Origin of the sequence: Pseudomonas sp. UBA3153, assembly GCF_002364635.1 — a bacterium.
GTDB classification, from domain to species: Bacteria; Pseudomonadota; Gammaproteobacteria; order Pseudomonadales; family Pseudomonadaceae; genus Pseudomonas_O; species Pseudomonas_O kuykendallii.
The window spans coordinates 1-19776 of record NZ_DEYR01000106.1; the positions used below are offsets into that span (position 1 = coordinate 1).

Annotated in this window: 20 protein-coding genes; 13 read left to right on the forward strand and 7 right to left on the reverse strand. The window is 67.7% G+C overall.

What is annotated here, in order from left to right; genetic code table 11:
* A partial coding sequence (locus B2X67_RS20610; RefSeq protein WP_286786640.1) for a DUF3658 domain-containing protein occupies window positions 1–661 on the forward strand: 661 nt, incomplete at its 5' end.
* Between the two features lie 137 nt (window positions 662–798).
* Here the strand turns inward: B2X67_RS20610 and B2X67_RS20615 are convergent.
* From B2X67_RS20615 to B2X67_RS20635, 5 genes are all read right to left on the reverse strand, one after another.
* Window positions 799–1335 (reverse strand): DUF4946 domain-containing protein, encoded by a 537-nt coding sequence (locus B2X67_RS20615; protein WP_273230972.1) that lies wholly within the window; start codon window positions 1333–1335, stop codon window positions 799–801.
* Between the two features lie 70 nt (window positions 1336–1405).
* The gene (locus B2X67_RS20620; RefSeq protein WP_282341436.1) at window positions 1406–2527 is read right to left on the reverse strand and encodes a mechanosensitive ion channel family protein; all 1122 of its coding nucleotides are present in this window, start codon (window positions 2525–2527) and stop codon (window positions 1406–1408) included.
* Window positions 2528–2733: 206 nt separating this feature from the next.
* Window positions 2734–5835 carry an efflux RND transporter permease subunit gene (locus tag B2X67_RS20625; RefSeq protein ID WP_286786641.1) on the reverse strand — a complete coding sequence of 1034 codons (3102 nt, stop codon included), beginning with the start codon at window positions 5833–5835 and terminating at the stop codon, window positions 2734–2736.
* Window positions 5832–6905 carry an efflux RND transporter periplasmic adaptor subunit gene (locus tag B2X67_RS20630; protein ID WP_286786642.1) on the reverse strand — a complete coding sequence of 358 codons (1074 nt, stop codon included), beginning with the start codon at window positions 6903–6905 and terminating at the stop codon, window positions 5832–5834. Before B2X67_RS20630 ends, B2X67_RS20625 begins: the two co-directional genes overlap by 4 nt.
* Window positions 6902–7990, reverse strand: a complete 1089-nt coding sequence (locus B2X67_RS20635; protein WP_286786643.1) for an efflux RND transporter periplasmic adaptor subunit — start codon at window positions 7988–7990, stop codon at window positions 6902–6904. Before B2X67_RS20635 ends, B2X67_RS20630 begins: the two co-directional genes overlap by 4 nt.
* Window positions 7991–8167: 177 nt before the next feature.
* On the opposite strand from B2X67_RS20635, the gene B2X67_RS20640 reads away from it, so the two are divergent.
* Window positions 8168–9229: a PA0069 family radical SAM protein gene (locus B2X67_RS20640; protein WP_286786644.1), complete on the forward strand. Its 1062-nt coding sequence runs from the start codon at window positions 8168–8170 to the stop codon at window positions 9227–9229.
* Here B2X67_RS20640 and B2X67_RS20645 read toward each other — a convergent pair.
* Window positions 9195–9902 carry a hypothetical protein gene (locus B2X67_RS20645; RefSeq protein ID WP_286786645.1) on the reverse strand — a complete coding sequence of 236 codons (708 nt, stop codon included), beginning with the start codon at window positions 9900–9902 and terminating at the stop codon, window positions 9195–9197. The two genes, B2X67_RS20640 and B2X67_RS20645, sit on opposite strands and share 35 nt — an antisense overlap.
* A gap of 299 nt (window positions 9903–10201) precedes the next feature.
* Here B2X67_RS20645 and coxB point away from each other — a divergent pair, with 299 nt between their 5' ends.
* The 4 genes from coxB to B2X67_RS20665 are packed head-to-tail and all read left to right on the forward strand — an operon-like array spanning window position 10202 to window position 14449.
* Window positions 10202–11326 (forward strand): cytochrome c oxidase subunit II, encoded by a 1125-nt coding sequence (gene coxB, locus B2X67_RS20650; RefSeq protein ID WP_286786646.1) that lies wholly within the window; start codon window positions 10202–10204, stop codon window positions 11324–11326.
* Window positions 11327–11330: 4 nt separating this feature from the next.
* On the forward strand, window positions 11331–12989 hold the full coding sequence (ctaD, locus tag B2X67_RS20655; protein WP_286786647.1) for a cytochrome c oxidase subunit I: 1659 nt from the start codon (window positions 11331–11333) through the stop codon (window positions 12987–12989).
* Window positions 12986–13537 carry a cytochrome c oxidase assembly protein gene (locus tag B2X67_RS20660; RefSeq protein WP_286786648.1) on the forward strand — a complete coding sequence of 184 codons (552 nt, stop codon included), beginning with the start codon at window positions 12986–12988 and terminating at the stop codon, window positions 13535–13537. The genes ctaD and B2X67_RS20660 overlap by 4 nt, the downstream gene beginning before the upstream one ends.
* Window positions 13538–13558: 21 nt before the next feature.
* On the forward strand, window positions 13559–14449 hold the full coding sequence (locus tag B2X67_RS20665; protein ID WP_286786649.1) for a cytochrome c oxidase subunit 3: 891 nt from the start codon (window positions 13559–13561) through the stop codon (window positions 14447–14449).
* 48 nt (window positions 14450–14497) lie between these two features.
* On the opposite strand, the gene B2X67_RS20670 is transcribed toward B2X67_RS20665, so the two are convergent.
* Window positions 14498–14701 carry a DUF2909 domain-containing protein gene (locus tag B2X67_RS20670; protein ID WP_090224513.1) on the reverse strand — a complete coding sequence of 68 codons (204 nt, stop codon included), beginning with the start codon at window positions 14699–14701 and terminating at the stop codon, window positions 14498–14500.
* 26 nt (window positions 14702–14727) lie between these two features.
* Here B2X67_RS20670 and B2X67_RS20675 point away from each other — a divergent pair, with 26 nt between their 5' ends.
* The 7 genes from B2X67_RS20675 to B2X67_RS20975 all read left to right on the forward strand — a co-directional run.
* Window positions 14728–15498: an SURF1 family protein gene (locus B2X67_RS20675; RefSeq protein WP_286786650.1), complete on the forward strand. Its 771-nt coding sequence runs from the start codon at window positions 14728–14730 to the stop codon at window positions 15496–15498.
* Window positions 15473–16042 (forward strand): hypothetical protein, encoded by a 570-nt coding sequence (locus B2X67_RS20680; protein WP_286786651.1) that lies wholly within the window; start codon window positions 15473–15475, stop codon window positions 16040–16042. The genes B2X67_RS20675 and B2X67_RS20680 overlap by 26 nt, the downstream gene beginning before the upstream one ends.
* Window positions 16043–16183: 141 nt before the next feature.
* Window positions 16184–17239: a COX15/CtaA family protein gene (locus B2X67_RS20685; RefSeq protein ID WP_286786652.1), complete on the forward strand. Its 1056-nt coding sequence runs from the start codon at window positions 16184–16186 to the stop codon at window positions 17237–17239.
* Window positions 17240–17349: 110 nt separating this feature from the next.
* Window positions 17350–18249, forward strand: coding sequence for a heme o synthase (gene cyoE / locus B2X67_RS20690; protein WP_286786653.1), 900 nt, complete (start codon window positions 17350–17352; stop codon window positions 18247–18249).
* Window positions 18246–18881, forward strand: coding sequence for an SCO family protein (locus B2X67_RS20695; RefSeq protein ID WP_286786654.1), 636 nt, complete (start codon window positions 18246–18248; stop codon window positions 18879–18881). Before cyoE ends, B2X67_RS20695 begins: the two co-directional genes overlap by 4 nt.
* A 186-nt stretch (window positions 18882–19067) precedes the next feature.
* Window positions 19068–19568 carry an RNA polymerase sigma factor gene (locus B2X67_RS20700; protein WP_286786655.1) on the forward strand — a complete coding sequence of 167 codons (501 nt, stop codon included), beginning with the start codon at window positions 19068–19070 and terminating at the stop codon, window positions 19566–19568.
* A gap of 85 nt (window positions 19569–19653) precedes the next feature.
* A partial coding sequence (locus tag B2X67_RS20975; RefSeq protein WP_376747821.1) for a DUF4880 domain-containing protein occupies window positions 19654–19776 on the forward strand: 123 nt, incomplete at its 3' end.

A 19776-nucleotide genomic window follows, 5' to 3' on the forward strand; every position in this document is an offset into this window, starting at 1 on the left:
CGATCTTGACGTCGACCGCCCGCCGTGCGCCGCCCGCGCGGCGTTCTGGAGCGCCGTGTGGCCCGCGCAGGTGCTGCCGGTGCCGGCGTTCGATACCGATCTGGCGGCCGACGCGCAATGGCTCGCCGGGCTGGCGCGCGGGGCTGCGGAGGTCACCCTGTGGCATGGCGACAGCACCTCCGAACAGTTGCTGCTGGCGCGCGTGGCGGCGGCGCTGGACGGCTCGGGCGTGGCGCTGTGGGAAGTCGCCTGCGGCACCGGCGATACTCGCGTCGCGCAGCGCAAGGCCGTCGCCATGCGCCACCCTCAGGAGTTGCTGGCGCTGCATCGGCCGCGCCTGATGGACGCCGAACGGCGCCATGCCCTGGCCGCCCAATGGCGCGCGGCGGTGGCCGAGGATGCCGATGTGCGCCGCTGGTCGGACGGCGAATTCCACGGCGAGACGTTCGCCACCATCGACGCCAGCCTGCTGGACTTCTGCACGCCGGAATGGCAGCCGCTGGCCCAGCCGATGGGCGACACCATGCGTCACTGCGACGGGTTCTTCGCCAGCGACTTCTTCCTCGCCTGGCGCGCCCGCGAACTGGCGGCCCGCGGCGCGTTGCATCTCGAGGGCTCGTTGCAGGGCCGCTACAGCGAGCAGCGGGTGCGGCTGGCCTGAAGGCGCTGCGCGGGTTGCGCGACCGCTCACGGCTACGCCGCGTAGGGTGGGCTTCAGCCCACCGATGGCGCGGTCTCCGGTGGGATTGGTGGGCTAAAGCCCACCCTACGGAGGTCGGGAGTCTGGGGCGGGGTGCGCTAGTTGAAATCCAGGCTGTCGCGCAGTGCCTGTACTTCGCCGGCGACTTCGTTCTCGCGTTCCACCGGCATGGCGTAGGTCAGCGAGTAGATGGTGTCGCTGCCGCGCGCGGCGAGCAGGGTCTGCTTGAGCGCGGGGTTGCCCTGCTGGCTGATGGTGCAGCGCACTTCGTGGGCGGCGATGTGGCCGAGGGTGGTCGCCTGCGGCTTGCTGCAACTGGCCAGCAGGCCGCTCCGGGCGAAGCCCAGTTGCAGGCCCTTGCGCATTTCCGTCAGCAGGTTCTCCAGGTTCACCGCGGCGCCGGCGGCCAGCGGCATGCGCGTGAGTTCCAGCACCAGCGCCTGCGAGCCGTCGGCCTGCAACTTCACCGCCTGCTGGCGCTCGCCGGTCACGCCGTCCTCGAAGGGCGAACGCGGCGCCGGCATCTCGTTGACTTCCCAGCCGGCCGGCCAGACGACCTGCAGGCCGCCCGCGCGGGCCGACAGTACGCCGCCGAGCAGGCAGAGCGAGAGCAGGGTGGGGACGAGCTTCGGCATGGCGGTATCCGTGGCAAAAGTGGGGCAAGCCTGCCTGAGTACGCGGACCGCGACAATCGCGGCGCGGCGCCTAGACCGGCGGCTGCCGGTCCGGCTCGGTGGGCGGCGCGTGTTCGGGGGAGGGCGTGGGCTTGCCGCGGTCCAGGTCGCTGTGGATGTCGGTGCGCAGCTGCGGCAGGGACTGCGGAAACTCGCGGCCGATGAAGGCGATCAGCTTTTCACGCACGTAGCAGCGCGCATCGAAGTTCAGCGAGGCGTCCGGCGAACTGACCAGAATGCGCAACTGCATGGCCTTTTCCGAGGTGTCGGTGACCTGCAGAACGCTTACCCGGCCGTCCCACAGGTGCGGGATTTCCTCGCACAGGCGCTGCAGTTCGCTGCGCAACGGCTCCAGCGGAATCAGGTAGTCGACCCAGAGAAACACCGAGCCGAGGATGCTGGCGTCCTTGCGCGTCCAGTTCTGGAACGGGTTCTCGATGAACCACTGCAGCGGCAGCACCATGCGCCGGTCGTCCCAGATGCGCACCACCACGTAGGTGCCGGTGATCTCCTCGATGCGGCCCCATTCGCCTTCGACGATGACCACGTCGTCCATGCGGATCGGCTGGGTGACAGCGATCTGCAAGCCGGCGATCAGGTTGCCCAGCACCGGCTTGGCGGCGAGACCGGCGGCCAGGCCGATGAGGCCGGCGGAGGCGAGGATGGTGGTGCCGATCTGGCGCACCGGCGGGAAGGTCATCAGCATCGCCGAGACCCCGAGCAGCAGCACCAGGAACCACAGCGTGCGCACCAGCACGCGGGTCTGCGTCTGGATGCGGCGGGCGTTGAGGTTGTCGCGGATGTCCAGCGGGTGCTTGATCAGGATGCTCTGCTCGACCGCGCGCACGCAGCCCATGAAGAACCAGGTGATCGCCGCGATCAGCGCCAGCGTGGTCAGGTGGCGCAGCCCGTTGATCCACAGCAGCGCGTCGCTGGCGGAGCCGAGCAGCCCCTGCAACGCCAGCAACGGCACCACCGTGAGCAGCGCCTGCTCGACGTGATCGAGCAGAATCCGTGCGAAGGAAAAGTGCTTAGCCACCCGCTTCAGCACGGCCACCGCAATGCGCGCGGCGATGCTCACGACGACCATCAGTACCAGCGCGGCGATCAGCAATTGCAGCCAGGGATCGGAGACGTAGTCTTTCCAGTCGATCGGCATCCGCAGCGTTCCTCCGTCAGGGTATGGCGACGCTTCATCGCGCGTTGCGGCCGGGAATGGCCGCCCGTTGGGCGCCGGTACGAACGCGAATGAAACCTCGGGCTGAGCCCGTTCACCCGGAGTGGACCGGCGTTGCGCCGGCAGAGTTCGGCGAGAGGGCCGTGTCAGAGCGTTCGCGGAGCGCTGAACGCTCTGCGAGGTCAGGCGGTTTTCGCGGGCTCCTGGTCGGTGTCGTCTTCGCGAATCCGGTACCAGGCGACGTACAGCGCCGGGAGGAACAGCAGGGTCAGCAGCGTCGCGCTGAAGATGCCGCCGATCATGGCGTAGGCCATCGGGCCCCAGAACACCTCGCGGGCGATCGGGATCATCCCCAGGCTCGCCGCGGCGGCGGTCAGCAGGATCGGCCGGCGTCGGTGCTCGGTGGCCTCGATCACCGCGCGCCAGGGCGAATAGCCGGCGCGCTCGAAGGCGTCGATCTGGGTCACCAGGATCACCGAGTTGCGGATGATGATGCCGATCAGCGCCAGCACCCCGAGGATCGCCACGAAGCCCAGCGGCGTGCCGGTCGGCACCAGCGCCAGGACCACGCCGATCAGCCCCAGCGGCGCCACGCTGATCACCAGGAACAGCTTCTGCACGCTGTGCAGCTGGATCATCAGGAAGGTCGCCATGAGGAACAGCATCAGCGGCAGTACCTTGGCGATCGGTCCCTGCGCCTTGCCGCTTTCCTCCACCGTGCCGCCGGTGGCCACCCGGTAGCCGTCGGGCAGCTTGCTGGCGAATTCCTCGATCGCCGGCTTCAGCTCGGTGACCAGGTCGGTCGGCTGGATCTCGCCGTTGACCGCCGCCTTGATGGTGATCGTCGGCTTGCGGTCGCGGCGCCAGACCAGCGGTTGCTCCAGCTCGTAGCTGAGGGTGGCGAAGGCGCGCAGGGGAATAGACACGCCGCTGGCGTTGACGATCTGCAGGTTTTCCAGGGTTTCCGGCGAGCCGCGCTCGGCGTCCTCGGCGCGGCCGATCACGTTGATCAGGTAGATGTCGTCCTTCACCTGGGTGACGCTGGCGCCGGTGACCACGCCGTTCATGATGTTCGCAACGTCCTCGGAGGACAGCCCGAGCTGGCGCGCCTTGTCCTGGGCCACGTCGATGCGCAGCACCTTGCCCGGCTCGCTCCAGTCGTAAACGATCTCGCCGATGTTCGGGTTGGCGTCGAGCAGGCCGGCGAGGTCGAGGGCGTGCTTGCGCACCTGGTCGATGTCCTTGCCGCTGATGCGGTACTGGATCGGCCGCCCCACCGGCGGGCCCATCTCCAGCGGCTGGACGAAGCTGCCGATGCCGACGAAGTCCTGGCGCAGGCGCTGGCGGAGTTTTTCCATCAGCCGGCCACGCGCTTCCAGGTCCTTGCTGACGATCACCAGCTGCGCATAGAAGGGGTTCTGCAACTGCTGGTCCAGCGGCAGGTAGAAGCGCAGGGCGCCCTGGCCGATGTAGGTGCTCCAGCGGGCGATGTCCGGGTCGTCCTTGAGCGTCGCTTCCAGGCGGTCGACCTGCAGGCGCGTCTCGTTGATCGAGGCTCCCTGCGGCAGGTTGAGGTCGACCAGCACTTCCGGGCGGTCCGAAGAGGGGAAGAACTGGTTCTGCACGAAGCGCATGCCGAACAGCGAGGCGGCGAACAGCAGCAGGGTCAGGCCGATGGTCCACCAGCGGTGGCGCATGGCGAGCAGCAGGCCGCGGTCGAAGGTGCGGGCGATGCGGCCGGGCTCGTCCGACGTGGACTTCAGGTTCTTCTTGAGGATGTGCACCGCGATCACCGGGGCGAAGAACACCGCCACCACCCAGGACACCAGCAGCGCCACGGCGATCACCGCGAACAGGGTGAAGGTGTATTCGCCGGCCGAGCTGGCGTTGAGGCCGATGGGCACGAAGCCGGCGACGGTGACCAGGGTGCCGGTGAGCATCGGGAACGCGGTGGAGGTGTAGGCGAAGGTTGCCGCGTCCTTCAGCGAATCGCCTTCCTCCAGGCGCGTGACCATCATCTCCACGGTGATCATCGCATCGTCCACCAGCAGACCGAGGGCGATGATCAGCGCGCCGAGGGAAATCCGCTGCATGGTGATACCGCTGTACTCCATGAACACGAACACCATCGCCAGCACCAGCGGGATCGAGCAGGCCACCACCAGGCCGGCGCGCACGCCGAGGCTGACGAAGCTGACGATCAGCACGATCACCACCGCCTCGAACAGCGCACGGGTGAAGCCGCCGACGGCTTCCTCGACCACTTCGGCCTGGTCGGACACCTTGTGCACGCCTACGCCCAGCGGCAGCTCGGCGCTCAGCGCGGCCATCTTCTCGTGCAGCGCCTTGCCGAACACCTGAATGTTGCCGCCGTCCTTCATCGCGATGGCCAGGCCGATGGCCGGCTTGCCGTCGTAGCGGAACAGCATCTGCGGCGGGTCGACGTAGCCGCGGCGGATCTGCGCGATGTCGGAGAGCCGGTAGAAGCGGTCGTCGAGGCGCAGGTTGACCTGCTCCAGGTCCTTCTCCGAGGCGAACTGGCCGCTGGTGCGCACGGAAATGCGCTCCGGCCCGGCCTCGATCACGCCGGACGGTGTCACCGCGTTCTGCGCCTGCAGGCTCTGCATCACCTGGGCCTGGTCGATGCCGAGGGCGGCCAGTTTGCGGGTGGAGAAATCCAGGTAGATCACCTCGTCCTGGGCGCCGACCATCTCCACCTTGCCGAGGTTGTCGACGCTGCGGATTTCCGCGCGCACCCGTTCGACATAGTCGCGTAGCTGGCGGAAGCTCAGGCCGTCGGCGGTGAAGGCGTAGATCGAGCCGTACACGTCGCCGAACTCGTCGTTGAACGCCGGCCCCTGGATGCCCTGGGGAAACTCGCCGCGGATGTCGTCGACCTTCTTGCGCACCTGGTACCAGATTTCCGGGATGTCCTCGGCGTCCGTGGTATCGCGCAGGAACACCATGATGGTGGACTCGCCCGGTCGCGTGTAGCTCTTCACGTAGTCCAGAGAGTCGAGCTCCTCGAGCTTCTTCTCGATGCGATCGGTGACCTGGTTGAGCGTTTCGTCCACCGTGGCGCCGGGCCAGCGGGTCTGGATCACCATGGTCTTGATGGTGAAGGACGGGTCTTCCTCGCGGCCGAGGTTCTTGTAGGAGAACAACCCCATCAGCAGGCCGACGAACATCAGGTACCAGACGAACGACTGGTGGCGCAGCGCCCATTCCGAGAGGTTGAAGCCGCCGCTGCGGGCGTCGTCGTGCTTGTCGTCGCGGTCCGTCATGGCTGTACGCCCTCGTCCATCTTCACGGCCTGTCCGGGCTTGAGTTCGCTGAGGCCGGCGATCACCACCCGCTCGCCGGGCTGCAACTGGCCATCCACGGTGATGCTGCGCTCGTCGCGAGCGAGCAGCGTCACCTCGCGCGGCGCCACGGTCATGCTCTGCCGGTCGATCACCCAGACGCGGGTCTTGCCATCGACTTCCTGCAGGGCGCTGAGCGGCAGCTGGCTGCGCGGCGCGACCTTCTGCTGCAGGGTCACGCTGACCGCGGTGCCGAGCAGGAACGCCGGCGGCGTGTCGGCCAGGGTCAGGCGCACGCGGCGGGTGCGGGTGGCGGAATCCGCCTGCGGTTCGATCTCGCGCAGGGTGCCGGTGGTGCGCGCGTCCGGGTCGAGTTGTGCGGCGACCTCGAAGCGCAGGTCTGGGCTCAACGCGTCGGCGAGGTTGGCCGGCAGGTCGAACACCGCTTCCTTCACGTCGGGGCGCGCCAGGGTAACGACTTCCTGCCCGGCGGCCACCACCTGCCCAGCTTCGGCGTGCCAGGCGGTGACCACGCCGTCGTAGTCGCTGCTCAGCGTGCTGTAGCCGAGGCGATCGCTGGACTGCTGCACGCGGGACGCGGCCTGGTCGCGCGCCGCCGCGAGGGTCTTGAGCTCGGTCTGCGCCTGTTCGAGGGTCGCCTTGGCGCCGACGCCGCGGTCGAACAGTTCCTGCTGCCGGCGCGCGTTGGCCTGGGCGTTGATCCATTGCGCTTCGCTGCGCGCCAGTTCGCCCTGGCTGGCGCGCAACTCGTTCTGCTGGTCGGTGGGGTCGAGGGTCGCCAGCCGGGTGCCGGCCTTCACCTCGGTGCCCACGTCCGCCAGGCGCTGGGCGATGCGTCCGCCGACGCGGAAACCCAGCGTGGTTTCGTAGCGCGCCTGGATGATCCCGGCGAAGCGCCCGAGGCTCTGCTCGGCCTGTGCCTGGACCTCGCTGTAGAGCACCGGGCGCACCGCTGCCGGCGCCGGCTCGTCGTTGCCGCAACCGGCGAGGGCGAGGCCGGCGAGCAGGCCGGCCAACAGGCGTTCGCTCATGGCTTCTGCTCCTGTTCGGCGATCTCCACCTGCTGGCCGGGATGCAGCAACTGGCCGCCGGCGATCACCACCCGCGCGCCGGATTGCAGGCCGTCGGCGATCACCACCTCGCCGGTGGCGTAACGCGACACCTTCACCGCCTGCAGATCGACCTTGTCGTCGGCGCCGACCCGCCACACCGCCGGCTGGCTTTCCTTCTTGGTCAGGGCAGCCCAGGGAAGCACCACGCTGCTCTGCTCGCCGGCGGTGATCCGCGCGGTTACCGCCGCCCCCAGCGGCATGCCGTCCGGCACGTCCTCCAGGGCGATCTTCACCTGTACCGTGCCGCTCTGCGCGGACACCGTCGGCGTCACTTCGCGCACGCGTCCGCGTGCCTTCACGCGGGGGTCGTCGAGCAGCGCCACCTCGACGACCTCGTCTTCCGGCGCGACCAGCGATTCGTAGACGTTGAACACCGCGTCCCGCTCGCCGTCGCGGGCCAGGCCGAAGATCGGCGCGGTCGCCTGGACCACCTGGCCGACCTCGGCCTGGCGCTCGGTGATCACGCCATTCGCCTCGGCCACCAGGTCGGTGTAGGACAACTGTTCGCGGGCGCTGGCCAACTGCGCCTCGGCGGCGGCCAGGGAGTTCTTCGCGCTGCGCTGTGCGGCGAGGGCGGAGTCGTATTCGCTGCGGCTTGTGTAGCCCTTGGGCAGCAGCTTCTGCTGACGCCAGAGGTCGGCCTCGGCCTGCTTCAGGCGGGCTTTTTCGGCCTCCACCGCGGCCTCGGCGGCGCTCACGTTGTTGCGCTGATCCTGGGGATCGAGCCGGGCGAGCACCTGGTTGGCGGTGACCGAATCGCCGACTTCCACCCGCCGCTCGATGATCTTGCCGCCGACGCGGAACGACAGTTGCGTCTGCACGCGGGCCTGTACGTCGCCGGTCAGGGTGGCGTTGGCCTCGTGCGGCACGACCTCCACCTGCTGCACGTAGACCCGCGGCTTCTGCGCCTCGCGCGGGGCGTCGTCGTCGCAACCGCCCAGCAGGGCGAGCGCGAGCAGGGCGTACAGGCAACGCAACGGGAGGACGGGACGGCGGGTGGGCATGCGAATTCCTTGCACGAATCGAACGGGCGTTCGTTGATATGCGACTGCGCCGTTCGTCGGGGGTTCCGGTTCGCCGGCGATGGCCCCTCGCGGCTACCGAGTGCCGAACGGCAGCTGCGGGGGCCGCGCGAATCCGCTTAAATACTGTATGCATGAACAGTTATCGAGAGGCCGAGCATGAGTGTTCTTCCACCGCGTGGTCGCGGAACCGCCAGCAATCCGCACAACCGTTTCGCGCCGACTCGCAGCGAGGTCGAGCCCAGCGACTGGTACGAGGAGGACGTGCCGCCAAGCCGCGCCACGGAGGTCCGCAGCGAACGGGCGAAGACGGTGATCAGCTACAACCGCTCGCCGGATGTCGGCTTCGAGCGCTCGGTGAACCCCTACCGCGGATGCGAGCACGGCTGCATCTATTGTTTCGCCCGGCCCAGCCACGCCTACTGGGACCTTTCGCCGGGGATCGATTTCGAGACCCGGCTGATCGCCAAGACCAACCTCGCCGACGTGCTCGAGGAACAGCTGGGCAAGCCCGGCTACGTGCCGCAGCCGATCGCCCTGGGCATCAACACCGACGCCTACCAGCCGATCGAGCGCGAGCAGCGCCTGACCCGCCGCGCGCTGGAAATCCTCCTGCGCCACAAACACCCGCTGCACATCATCACCAAGGGCTCGCTGATCCTGCGCGACCTCGACCTGCTGGAGGAGCTGGCCAGCCAGCGCCTGGTCAGCGTGGCGTTCAGCCTGACCACCCTGGACGACGAGCTGAAACGCATCATGGAGCCGCGTGCCGCCTCGCCCGGCGCGCGCCTGCGGGCGATGCGCACGCTGCACGAGCACGGCATACCGGTGAGCGTGATGACCGCGCCGATCATCCCGATGATCAACGACCGCGAGCTGGAGGCCATGCTGGAGGCCGCGCGCGATGCGGGTGCGCGCTCGGCCGGCTACGTCTTGCTGCGTCTGCCGCTGGAGATCGCCGGGCTGTTCGAGGAGTGGCTGGCGGCGCACTTTCCCGAGCGCGCCGAGCATGTGATGAGCCTGATCCGCCAGTCCCGCGGTGGGAAGGACTACGACAGCCGCTTCGGTACGCGGATGCGTGGCGAGGGGCATTTCGCCGACCTGCTGGCGCAGCGTTTCAAGCTCGCCAGCCGGCGCCTGGGCTTGGATAAGCGCAGCGGCGACGAGGGACTGGATTGCAGCCTGTTCAGTGTGCCCGGTAGGCAGATGAGCCTGCTGTAGCCGGCGCGGCGTCGTCCGGGCGCGGCAGGCTTTCGGCGCTTTCCGCCAGGTCGAACGCCAGGGTGACGCCGAGTTGCCGCGCCAGCTCGGGCCAGTCGGCGCCGTCTTCCTGCAGCTCCAGCTGCAACCGGTACGCCCGCACCGAGCCGCGCTCGAACACCTCGGCACCGAGTTGCCCGGCCACCGCGCCGGCGACCGCCCGGTCCAGATCGTTGGCATAGCGCTCGCCGATCAGCTGGTGGGCGATCAGATTGGCCACCGTGGTATCCAGCGGCGTCAGCGGCCGGCCGAGGTGGGTGATGTAGCGGTCGTTGATCTCCTCTACCAGGCGATGGGCGAGGTAGGCGGCGTCGAGCAGCGCGCCGAGGTCCTTGCGTTCCACTGGTGCACCGGGCCCGGCGAAGAAGGTGTTGGCGGTTGCCAGCAGCGGCTTCACCTGCGCCTCGAGGCCGGCGTCCTCCGCTACCCGAGCGGCCGCCTCCAGCATCGGCGGAACCTGTTCGACATAGCGCTCGACGAAGCGCGTGAGTACCCCGCGTTGATCGTGCACGCCTAGCTGGATCGACGGGTGCAGGCGCAACAGCCGCGCCTCGAGCTGCCGGGCGAGGTCGCCGGTAGTGGTTTCCTGGCGCTGGGCACGCTGGATCAGATCGCGCAAGGCGAGGGTGTTCATGAAGGCTCCGGGATGGCGAATTGAAGCAGACAACATAGACGTTCCGGTCAGGTACATCAGACCGGATCGTCATAATTACAACACGGTTATGCGACGCGGATATAACGCTAAAGCCCGCGCAACGCCTGCGTTGCAGCCTGCGAGTCGGTGTCTATACTCGGATTCGAAAGGCGTTACCTGAGAAGCCCGGCGTGCACCTGCCGAGGTTTATCGGCCGTCGAAGTTCGTAGTCTCGCAGCCGTTCCCTTGGCCACCAGCCGTGCTGGCGGAAATAACAAGAACAAGAAGGGGAACCCGCAATGATGCGACATCCACGTGTCTGGATGTGCACGTCGCTGTGGTTGCTGATCGGCCAGGCCCAGGCGGCCTGGACGGTGAACATGCAGCCCGGCGCGACCGAGGTCAGCCGCTCGGTCTTCGATCTGCACATGACCATCTTCTGGATCTGCGTCGTCATCGGCGTGCTGGTCTTCGGCGCGATGTTCTGGTCGATGCTCATCCACCGCCGCTCCACCGGGCAGCAGCCCGCGCACTTCCACGAGAACACCCGCGTCGAAATCCTCTGGACGGTGGTGCCGCTGCTGATCCTGATCGTCATGGCCGTGCCGGCCACGCGCACGCTGATCCACATCTACGACCCCACCGAATCCGAGCTGGACGTGCAGATCACCGGCTACCAGTGGAAGTGGCACTACAAGTACCTGGGCCAGGACGTCGAGTTCTTCAGCAACCTGGCCACGCCGCGCGAGCAGATCAACAACCAGCAGGCCAAGGACGAGCACTACCTGCTGGAGGTGGACGAGCCGCTGGTGCTGCCGGTCGGCACCAAGGTGCGCTTCCTGATCACCGGCGCCGACGTCATCCATTCCTGGTGGGTGCCGGCGCTGGCGGTGAAGAAGGACGCCATTCCCGGCTTCATCAACGAATCCTGGACGCGCATCGATGCGCCCGGCATCTACCGCGGCCAGTGCACCGAGCTGTGCGGCAAGGACCACGGCTTCATGCCGGTGGTGGTGGAGGCGAAGAGCAAGGAGGACTTCGACGCCTGGCTCGGCACCAAGAAGGCCGAGGCGGCCAAGGTCAAGGAACTCACCGCCAAGGACTGGACGCTGGAAGAGCTGGTGGCGCGTGGCGACAAGGTCTACCACACCACCTGCGCCGCCTGTCACCAGCCCGAGGGCCAGGGTCTGCCGCCGATGTTCCCGGCGCTGAAGGGCTCGAAGATCGCCACCGGCCCGATCGAGGCGCACCTGAGCATCGTCTTCCACGGCAAGCCCGGCACCGCGATGGCGGCGTTCGGCAAGCAGCTTTCGGAAGTCGACATCGCCGCCGTGGTCACCTACGAGCGCAACGCCTGGGGCAACGCCAAGGGCGACATGGTCACGCCCAAAGACGTGCTGGCCCTAAAACAATCCGAGGAGTGACGACATGAGCGCAGTCATCGAACCGGGTCGCGTAGAACCGGGCCATGTCGAACAGGCCCACGGCGACCACCACCACGGCCCGGCCAAGGGGCTGATGCGCTGGGTGCTGACCACCAACCACAAGGACATCGGCTCGATGTACCTGTGGTTCAGCTTCTGCGCGTTCCTGCTCGGCGGCTCGATGGCGATGGTGATCCGCGCCGAGCTGTTCCAGCCGGGGCTGCAGATCGTGCAGCCGGAATTCTTCAACCAGATGACCACCATGCATGGCCTGATCATGGTCTTCGGCGCGGTGATGCCGGCCTTCGTCGGCCTGGCCAACTGGATGATCCCGCTGATGATCGGCGCGCCTGACATGGCGCTGCCGCGGATGAACAACTTCAGCTTCTGGCTGCTGCCGGCGGCCTTCGGTCTGCTGGTGAGCACGCTGTTCATGGAGGGCGGCGGGCCGAACTTCGGCTGGACCTTCTATGCGCCGCTGTCCACCACCTACGCGCCGGAGAGCGTCACCTTCTTCATCTTCGCCATCCACCTGATGGGCATCAGCTCGATCATGGGTGCGATCAACGTGATCGCCACCATCCTCAACCTGCGTGCGCCCGGCATGACGCTGATGAAGATGCCGCTGTTCGTCTGGACCTGGCTGATCACCGCCTTTCTGCTGATCGCGGTGATGCCGGTGCTGGCCGGCGTGGTGACCATGATGCTGATGGACATCCACTTCGGCACCAGCTTCTTCAGCGCGGCCGGCGGCGGCGATCCGGTGCTGTTCCAGCACGTGTTCTGGTTCTTCGGCCACCCCGAGGTGTACATCATGATCCTGCCGGCGTTCGGCGCGGTCAGCTCGATCATCCCGGCGTTCTCGCGCAAGCCGCTGTTCGGCTACACCTCGATGGTCTACGCCACCGCGGCCATCGCCTTCCTCTCGTTCATCGTCTGGGCGCACCACATGTTCGTGGTCGGCATTCCGTTGGTGGGCGAGCTGTTCTTCATGTACGCGACCATGCTGATCGCCGTGCCGACCGGGGTGAAGGTGTTCAACTGGGTGAGCACCATGTGGCAGGGCTCGCTGAGCTTCGAGACGCCGATGCTGTTCGCCGTGGCCTTCGTCATCCTGTTCACCATCGGCGGCTTCTCCGGGCTGATGCTGGCCATCGCCCCGGCGGATTTTCAGTACCACGACACCTACTTCGTGGTGGCGCACTTCCACTACGTGCTGGTGCCCGGCGCGATCTTCGGCATCTTCGCCTCGGCCTACTACTGGCTGCCGAAGTGGACCGGGCACATGTACGACGAAACCCTTGGCAAGCTGCATTTCTGGCTGAGCTTCGTCGGCATGAACATGGCGTTCTTCCCGATGCACTTCGTTGGCCTCGCCGGCATGCCGCGGCGGATTCCGGACTACAACCTGCAGTTCGCCGACTTCAACATGATCTCCTCGATCGGCGCCTTCACCTTCGGCGCCACGCAGATCTTCTTCCTGTTCATCGTCATCAAGTGCATCCGCGGCGGCAAGCCGGCGCCGGCCAAACCCTGGGACGGCGCCGAAGGCCTGGAATGGACGATCCCCTCGCCGGCGCCCTACCACACCTTCCAGGTGCCGCCGGACATGAACCCGGTGCACGAACACCGCAAGGGTCCGGGCGATGAGGTGCTGCCATGAGCGAGCCCCTTCCCACCCGTCGCCTGATCGGTCGGTTGCTGGTCCTGGTGGTGGCGATGTTCGCCTTCGGCTTCGCCCTGGTGCCGCTCTACGACGTGATGTGCGACGCCTTCGGGATCAACGGCAAGCCGTCTGGCGACGCCTATCAGGGCAGCCAGGTGGTGGACGAGGCGCGCCAGGTGCGCGTGCAGTTCCTCGCCACCAATTCGGCCGACATGGGCTGGGAGTTCCATCCCAAGGCTGACGAGCTGGTGCTCAGCCCCGGCGCGGTGGGCGAGATGCTCTTCGTCGCGCGCAACCCGAGCGACCGGCCGATGACCGCGCAGGCGATACCCAGCATCGCGCCGTCGGAAGCGGCGGCGTACTTCCACAAGACCGAGTGCTTCTGCTTCACCCAGCAGATGCTGCAGCCGGGCGAGCGCATCGAGATGCCGGTGCGCTTCATCGTCGACCGCGACCTGCCGCGCGAGGTGCATCACCTGACGCTGGCCTACACCCTGTTCGACATCACCGCGCGCAAGCCGCCCGTCGCCCTCAACGGCGGTTGATCAGGGGCCAAGGAGAACAAAATGACGCCACCCCATGAAGAGTATTACGTCCCGGCGCAGAGCAAATGGCCGATCATCGCCACCCTCGGCCTGCTGATCACGGTGTTCGGCCTTGGCACCTGGTTCAACGACCTGTCGGCGGCGCGGGAGAAATCCCACGGCCCGCTGATCTTCTTCGTCGGCGCGCTGTTTATCGCCTACATGCTGTTCGGCTGGTTCGGCAACGTCGTGCGCGAGAGCCGTGCCGGGCTCTACAGCGCGCAGATGGACCGCTCGTTCCGCTGGGGCATGGGCTGGTTCATCTTTTCCGAGGTGATGTTCTTTGCCGCGTTCTTCGGCGTGCTGTTCTACGTGCGCTACTGGGCCGGTCCCTGGCTGGCCGGCGACGGCGCCAAGGGCGTGGCGCACATGCTCTGGCCTAACTTCGAGTACAGCTGGCCACTGTTGAACAACCCCGACCCGAAACTCTTCCCGGCGCCCAAGGGCGTGATCGACCCCTGGAAGCTGCCGCTGATCAACACGCTGCTGCTGGTCAGCTCCAGCTTCACCGTGACCTTCGCCCACCACGCGCTGAAGAAGGGGCAGCGCAAGCCACTCAAGCTCTGGCTGGCGGCGACCATCCTGCTCGGCGCGAGCTTCATCGCCCTGCAGGTCACCGAGTACCTCGAGGCGTATCACGAGCTGGGCCTGACCCTCGGTTCGGGGATCTACGGCGCCACCTTCTTCATGCTCACCGGCTTCCACGGCGCCCATGTGACCATGGGCGCGCTGATCCTCACGGTGATGCTGGTGCGCATCCTGCGCGGGCATTTCAGCGCCGATCAGCATTTCGGTTTCGAGGCGGCGAGCTGGTACTGGCACTTCGTCGACGTGGTGTGGATCGGGCTTTTCGTCTTCGTCTACGTGCTCTGAGGGCAACGCAGGGCGCAGGCTGTAGGGTGAGCTTCAGGCCGGAGGGCGCTACCAGGCCACCTGCGAAGTCAGCTGGCCGCTGTAGAAACCCCAGGCGACCAGCGCCAGGGTCAGTGCGGCGCAGGTGGCGCGCAGGTAGAGGGAGCCGAGCAGGCGCTGGCCCCGGCCCTGGTCCTTGACCAGGAAGAACAGCCCGCTGAACAGGCTGACCAGTGTGGCGAGCAGCAACAGGAGGATCGCGGCCTTGAGCATGGCGGACTCCGAGGAGGGGCAACGCGGTGCAGTATAGTCACTCGCTCTCCGGCCTCCGGGCCGGCGCCCGGCGGCGCTTCCAGCCCGGCTGGCTGCCCAGCCTGGTGGTGCTGGCGCTGCTGCCGGTGCTGCTCGGCCTGGGCTGCTGGCAACTGTCGCGCGCCGAGCAGAAGCGCGAACTGCTGGGCGACTACGAGGCCCGGCGCAACGCCGCGCCGCTCGAGCTGGCGCGTTTGCAGGCGATGCCGGACAGGGCCTTCCGCCGCGTGCGCCTGCACGGTCATTTCGACGAACGCCACAGCGTGCTGCTGGATAACCGCATCCAGGCCGGGCAGGCCGGCGTCGAACTGCTGCAGCCGTTCCGCGACACCGACAGCGGCCGCTGGGTCCTCGTCAACCGCGGCTGGCTGGCCTGGTCGGACCGCCGCGACCCGGTGCGCTTCAGTACGCCGGACGGCGCGCAGACGCTGGTCGCCTGGCTCTACCAGCCGCCGGGCGCGAGCTTCGAACTGAAGGACATCCAGGGCCACGACTGGCCGCGGCTGGTCAACCACGTCGACACCGCCGGCCTCTGGCGCGAGCTGGGTATCGACGGGCTGGCCGACGAGCTGCGCCTGGAACCCGGACCGGCCAGCTACGCGGTCGACTGGCCGATCGTCGCCATGGGCCCGGAGCGTCACCTCGGCTACGCCGTGCAGTGGTTCGCCCTGGCCGCGGCGCTCATCGCCCTGTTCGTCTACCTCGGAATCCACAACGCGCGGGAGACTCGCCATGCACTCAGCCTACGCCCTGAATGAGGCACCGCCGCGGCGCGGCCGTCTGCAACTGCTGCTGATCCTCTTCGTGGTGATCGGGCCGATGGTGCTCGCCACCGCGATGTACCAGTGGCGCTTCTGGGTGCCCGACGGGCGCAACTACCATGGCGAGCTGCTGGGTGACGGCCAGAGCCGCGCCAGCCTCGGCGTGCAGGGCGACGACCGCCACTGGCAACTGCTGGTCACCGCGCCGCAGGGCTGCGCCGAGGATTGCCGGCAACTGGTCTACCTGGCCCGGCAGATCAACATCGGCCTGGGGCGCGATGCCGACCGCGGCAGCCATGCGCTGGCCAGCGCGCAGCCGCTGGACGAGGCATACGCCAGCCGCCTGCGCCGCGAGTACCCGCAATTGCAGCGCTACCCGCTGGACCCGCAGCGCTATCGACAGACCCAGCCCGACGGCGCCGCGCAGCTGTGGATCGTCGACCCGCACGGCAACCTGGTGCTGCGCTACGGCGCCGGGGCCAACGGCAAGTCGATCCTCAACGACTTGCGGCTGTTGCTGAAGATCTCGCGCATCGGCTGAGCCGGATCGCGGCCCGCTGCGCGTCGGCCGGACCGCGTTGGAAATGCCTTGGCTGGCTCTAGCTCCCGAGGCTCTGGACGTCTGGAGTCGCTGCACAACGAAGCACCGCTGACCATAAGAACAACAACAGGAGTCGCCCCCATGGCTCGTCCCGGATTTCGCCTCGCCCTGTTCGCCACGCTGCTCGCCCTGCTGGTGATTCTGCTCGGCGCCTACACGCGCCTGACCCACGCCGGCCTCGGCTGCCCCGACTGGCCGGGCTGCTACGGCTTCATCCACGTGCCGCAGACCGAGGCGCAGCTGGCGCATGCCGAGCTGCGTTTCCCGGAGGCGCCGGTGGAGGCGCGCAAGGGCTGGAGCGAGATGATCCATCGCTACTTCGCGGGGATGCTGGCGCTGCTGGTGTTCGCCCTGGCGCTGCAGGCGCTGCGTCACCGCGACGACAGCGAGCGGCCGCTGGGTCTGCCGTTGCTGTTGCTCGGCGTGGTGCTGGCGCAGGCGACGTTCGGCATGTGGACGGTGACGCTCAAGCTCTGGCCGCAGGTGGTGACGGCGCACCTGCTCGGCGGTTTCGCCACGCTGGGGCTGTTGTTCCTGCTGACGTTGCGCCTGTCCGGCGCCTTCGCCCCGCGTCCCGAACTGCCCGTCCACCTGCGCCGGCTGGCCGCGGCCGGGCTGGCGCTGGTGATCGGGCAGATCGCCCTGGGCGGCTGGGTCAGTTCCAATTACGCCGCGGTGGCCTGCGTCGACCTGCCGACCTGCCACGGCGAATGGTGGCCGCAGGCGGACTTCGCCAACGGCTTCCACGTCAGCCAGCAGATCGGTCCGAACTACCTGGGCGGGCAGCTCGACAGCGAGGCGCGCACGGCGATCCATCTCGCCCACCGTGCCGGCGCGCTGGCGGTCAGCGTGGCGTTGCTGGCGCTCGCCGCGCAGCTGTTCCGCCATGGACTGGCACGCTACGCCGGCGTGCTGCTGGCCGCGCTGGCGCTGCAGATCGGGCTCGGCCTGAGCAACGTCCTGCTGCACCTGCCACTGGCCGTGGCGGTCGCGCACAACGGCGGCGGTGCCTGCCTGCTGCTGGTGCTGCTGCTGGTGAACCATCGGTTGCGGGTTGGCCGGGTGCGGCATCGCGTATGGCTCGGCGCGCGGGCGCCGCTGGCGTCCCGGCCGGCGGCGCAGGGGATGCGGATCTAGCGCGTCCCGGCCACGCCGTGAAGCAAACGAGGGATTGCGCGATCAACCCCCTTTCCAGCGGGAAAGGGACGGGGTGAGGGAAACGTCCCTCGACCACACAGGAGTTCCCCATGAACACCACAGCCAACACCCGCTCGAACACCGCCACCTGGCGCGACTATCTGGAGCTGACCAAACCCAAGGTGGTGCTGCTGATGCTGATCACCTCGCTGGTCGGCATGTTCCTCGCGAGCCGCGCCGGAGTGGCCTGGAGCGTGCTGCTGTTCGGCAACCTGGGCATCGCGCTGTGCGCGGGCGGCGCGGCGGCGGTGAACCATGTGGTCGATCGGCGCATCGATTCGCTGATGGCGCGTACCCACAAGCGGCCGCTGGCCGAGGGACGGGTGTCGCCCGCCGCGGCGCTGACCTTCGCCCTGGCGCTGGCGGTGGCCGGGCAGGCGTTGCTGCTGGCCTTCACCAACCCGCTGACCGCCTGGCTGACGCTGGCCTCGCTGCTCGGTTACGCGGTGATCTACACCGGTTTTCTCAAGCGCGCGACGCCGCAGAACATCGTCATCGGCGGGCTGGCCGGGGCGGCGCCGCCGTTGCTCGGCTGGGTTGCGGTGACGGGGCAGCTGTCCGCCGAACCGCTGCTGCTGGTGCTGATCATCTTCGCCTGGACGCCCCCGCACTTCTGGGCGCTGGCGATCCACCGGCGCGCCGAGTACGCCAAGGCCGATATTCCGATGCTGCCGGTGACCCACGGTGTGCACTACACCAAGCTGCACATTCTCTTCTACACGCTGGTATTGTTCGCCGTCAGCCTGTTGCCCTTCGTCATCCGCATGAGCGGAATGCTCTACCTGGCCTGCGCGGTCGCCCTTGGCGGGCGCTTCCTGTACTGGGCCTGGATGCTCTACCGGGACACCCGGCCACACGCCGCGATGGCGACCTTCAAGTACAGCATCCTGTATCTGTTCGGGCTGTTCATCGCGCTGCTGATCGACCATTACCTGTTCGTGAGCCTATGACCCGCATCCACAAGACCGTTTTCGTTCTCGTCGCGCTGATCGCCCTGGTGATCGGCCTCACCGTGCACAAGGTGCTCGACAGTCGTGGGGGCGCCGACCCCGCGCAACTGCTGGATGCCGGCATCATCCTGCTGCCGCAGTCGCGCCAGGTGCCGTCGCTGAGCCTGACCGACCAGGACGGCAAGGCGCTCGCGGTGGACGAGCTGAAGGGCCGCTGGAGCCTGCTGTTCTTCGGCTACACCTTCTGCCCGGACATCTGCCCGACCACCCTGGCGCAGATGCGCGAGGTCAAGGGCTTGCTGCCGGCCGAGGCGCGCGAGCGGCTGCGCGTGGTGCTGGTCAGCGTCGACCCGAACCGCGACACCCCGCAGCAGCTCAAGCAGTACCTGGGCTATTTCGACCCCACCTTCATCGGCCTGACCGGCGACATCCAGAGCATCCAGACCCTCGCCAACGGCGTCAGCATCCCGTTCATCCCGGCGGACACCAGCAAGCCCGGCTACACCGTCGACCACAGCGGCAACCTGGTCATCATCGGCCCCGACGGCCGCCAGCGCGGCTTCATCCGCGCCCCGCTGAACAGCCAGAAACTCGCCGCGCAACTGCCGGCGCTGCTGGGCAGCGAGGGCTGAGGTTCAGGGGGCTGCTTGCGAGAGCGTGGTGCGCACGGCGCACCCTACGGCTGAGCGCAAACCCATCCGAAACGAATCCCAGCCGATATCGGGGAAGCGGCCTCGCACAGCCTCACAATTGAAATCGATTCTCAACAAGCCGTAAGATGGCGCTTCTTCCATCTCTCCTCAGCGGCAGGAATTCGCTTGTCGGAGTCCGATCTCAAGAGCCTTTTTCTTCTGCATGCCGAGGCATTGCAGAGCTATCTGAGGCGCAAGGGCAGCGATCCCCAACTGGCCGCCGATCTGGTTCAGGAGAGCTTCCTGCGCCTGGCCGAGCAGCATGGCAAGGAGCGCATCGAAAACACCCAGGCCTGGCTTTACCGGACGGCGCAGAACCTGCTGATCGACCACCTGCGCCGGCAGCGCCGGCAGATGACCGATTCGGTGCCGCACGAGGACCTCGATGGCATCGTCGAGGAGCGCCCCGGTCTGGACGAGCAGACCATCGCCGTGCGCCGCGCGCAGCAGCTGCACGCCGCGGTGGCCGAGCTGCCTGAGCGGACCCGCGAGATCTTTCGCCTCAACCGTCTGGAAGGCCTGACCTACGCCGAGGTGGCGCGGCAGCTGGATATCTCCGACAGTTCGGTGCAGAAGCACCTGGCGAAGGCGCTGGCGCACGTCATGCAGCGCCTGCAAGCACTGTGAGGAGCGCCGATTACCGAGTCGCCGCCGGTAGCGCGTCATACTGCATATAACCAGAAACCGTGAGAACACCGTGACCAGTCAGGACATGCGCGAGCAGGAGATACGCGAGGAGGCCGCCCTGTGGGTGGTCCGTCTCGGCGCGGGCGAGTTGCCCGCCGACGCCGCCGAGGAACTGCGCGCCTGGCGCGAACGCGACCCGCGGCACGCC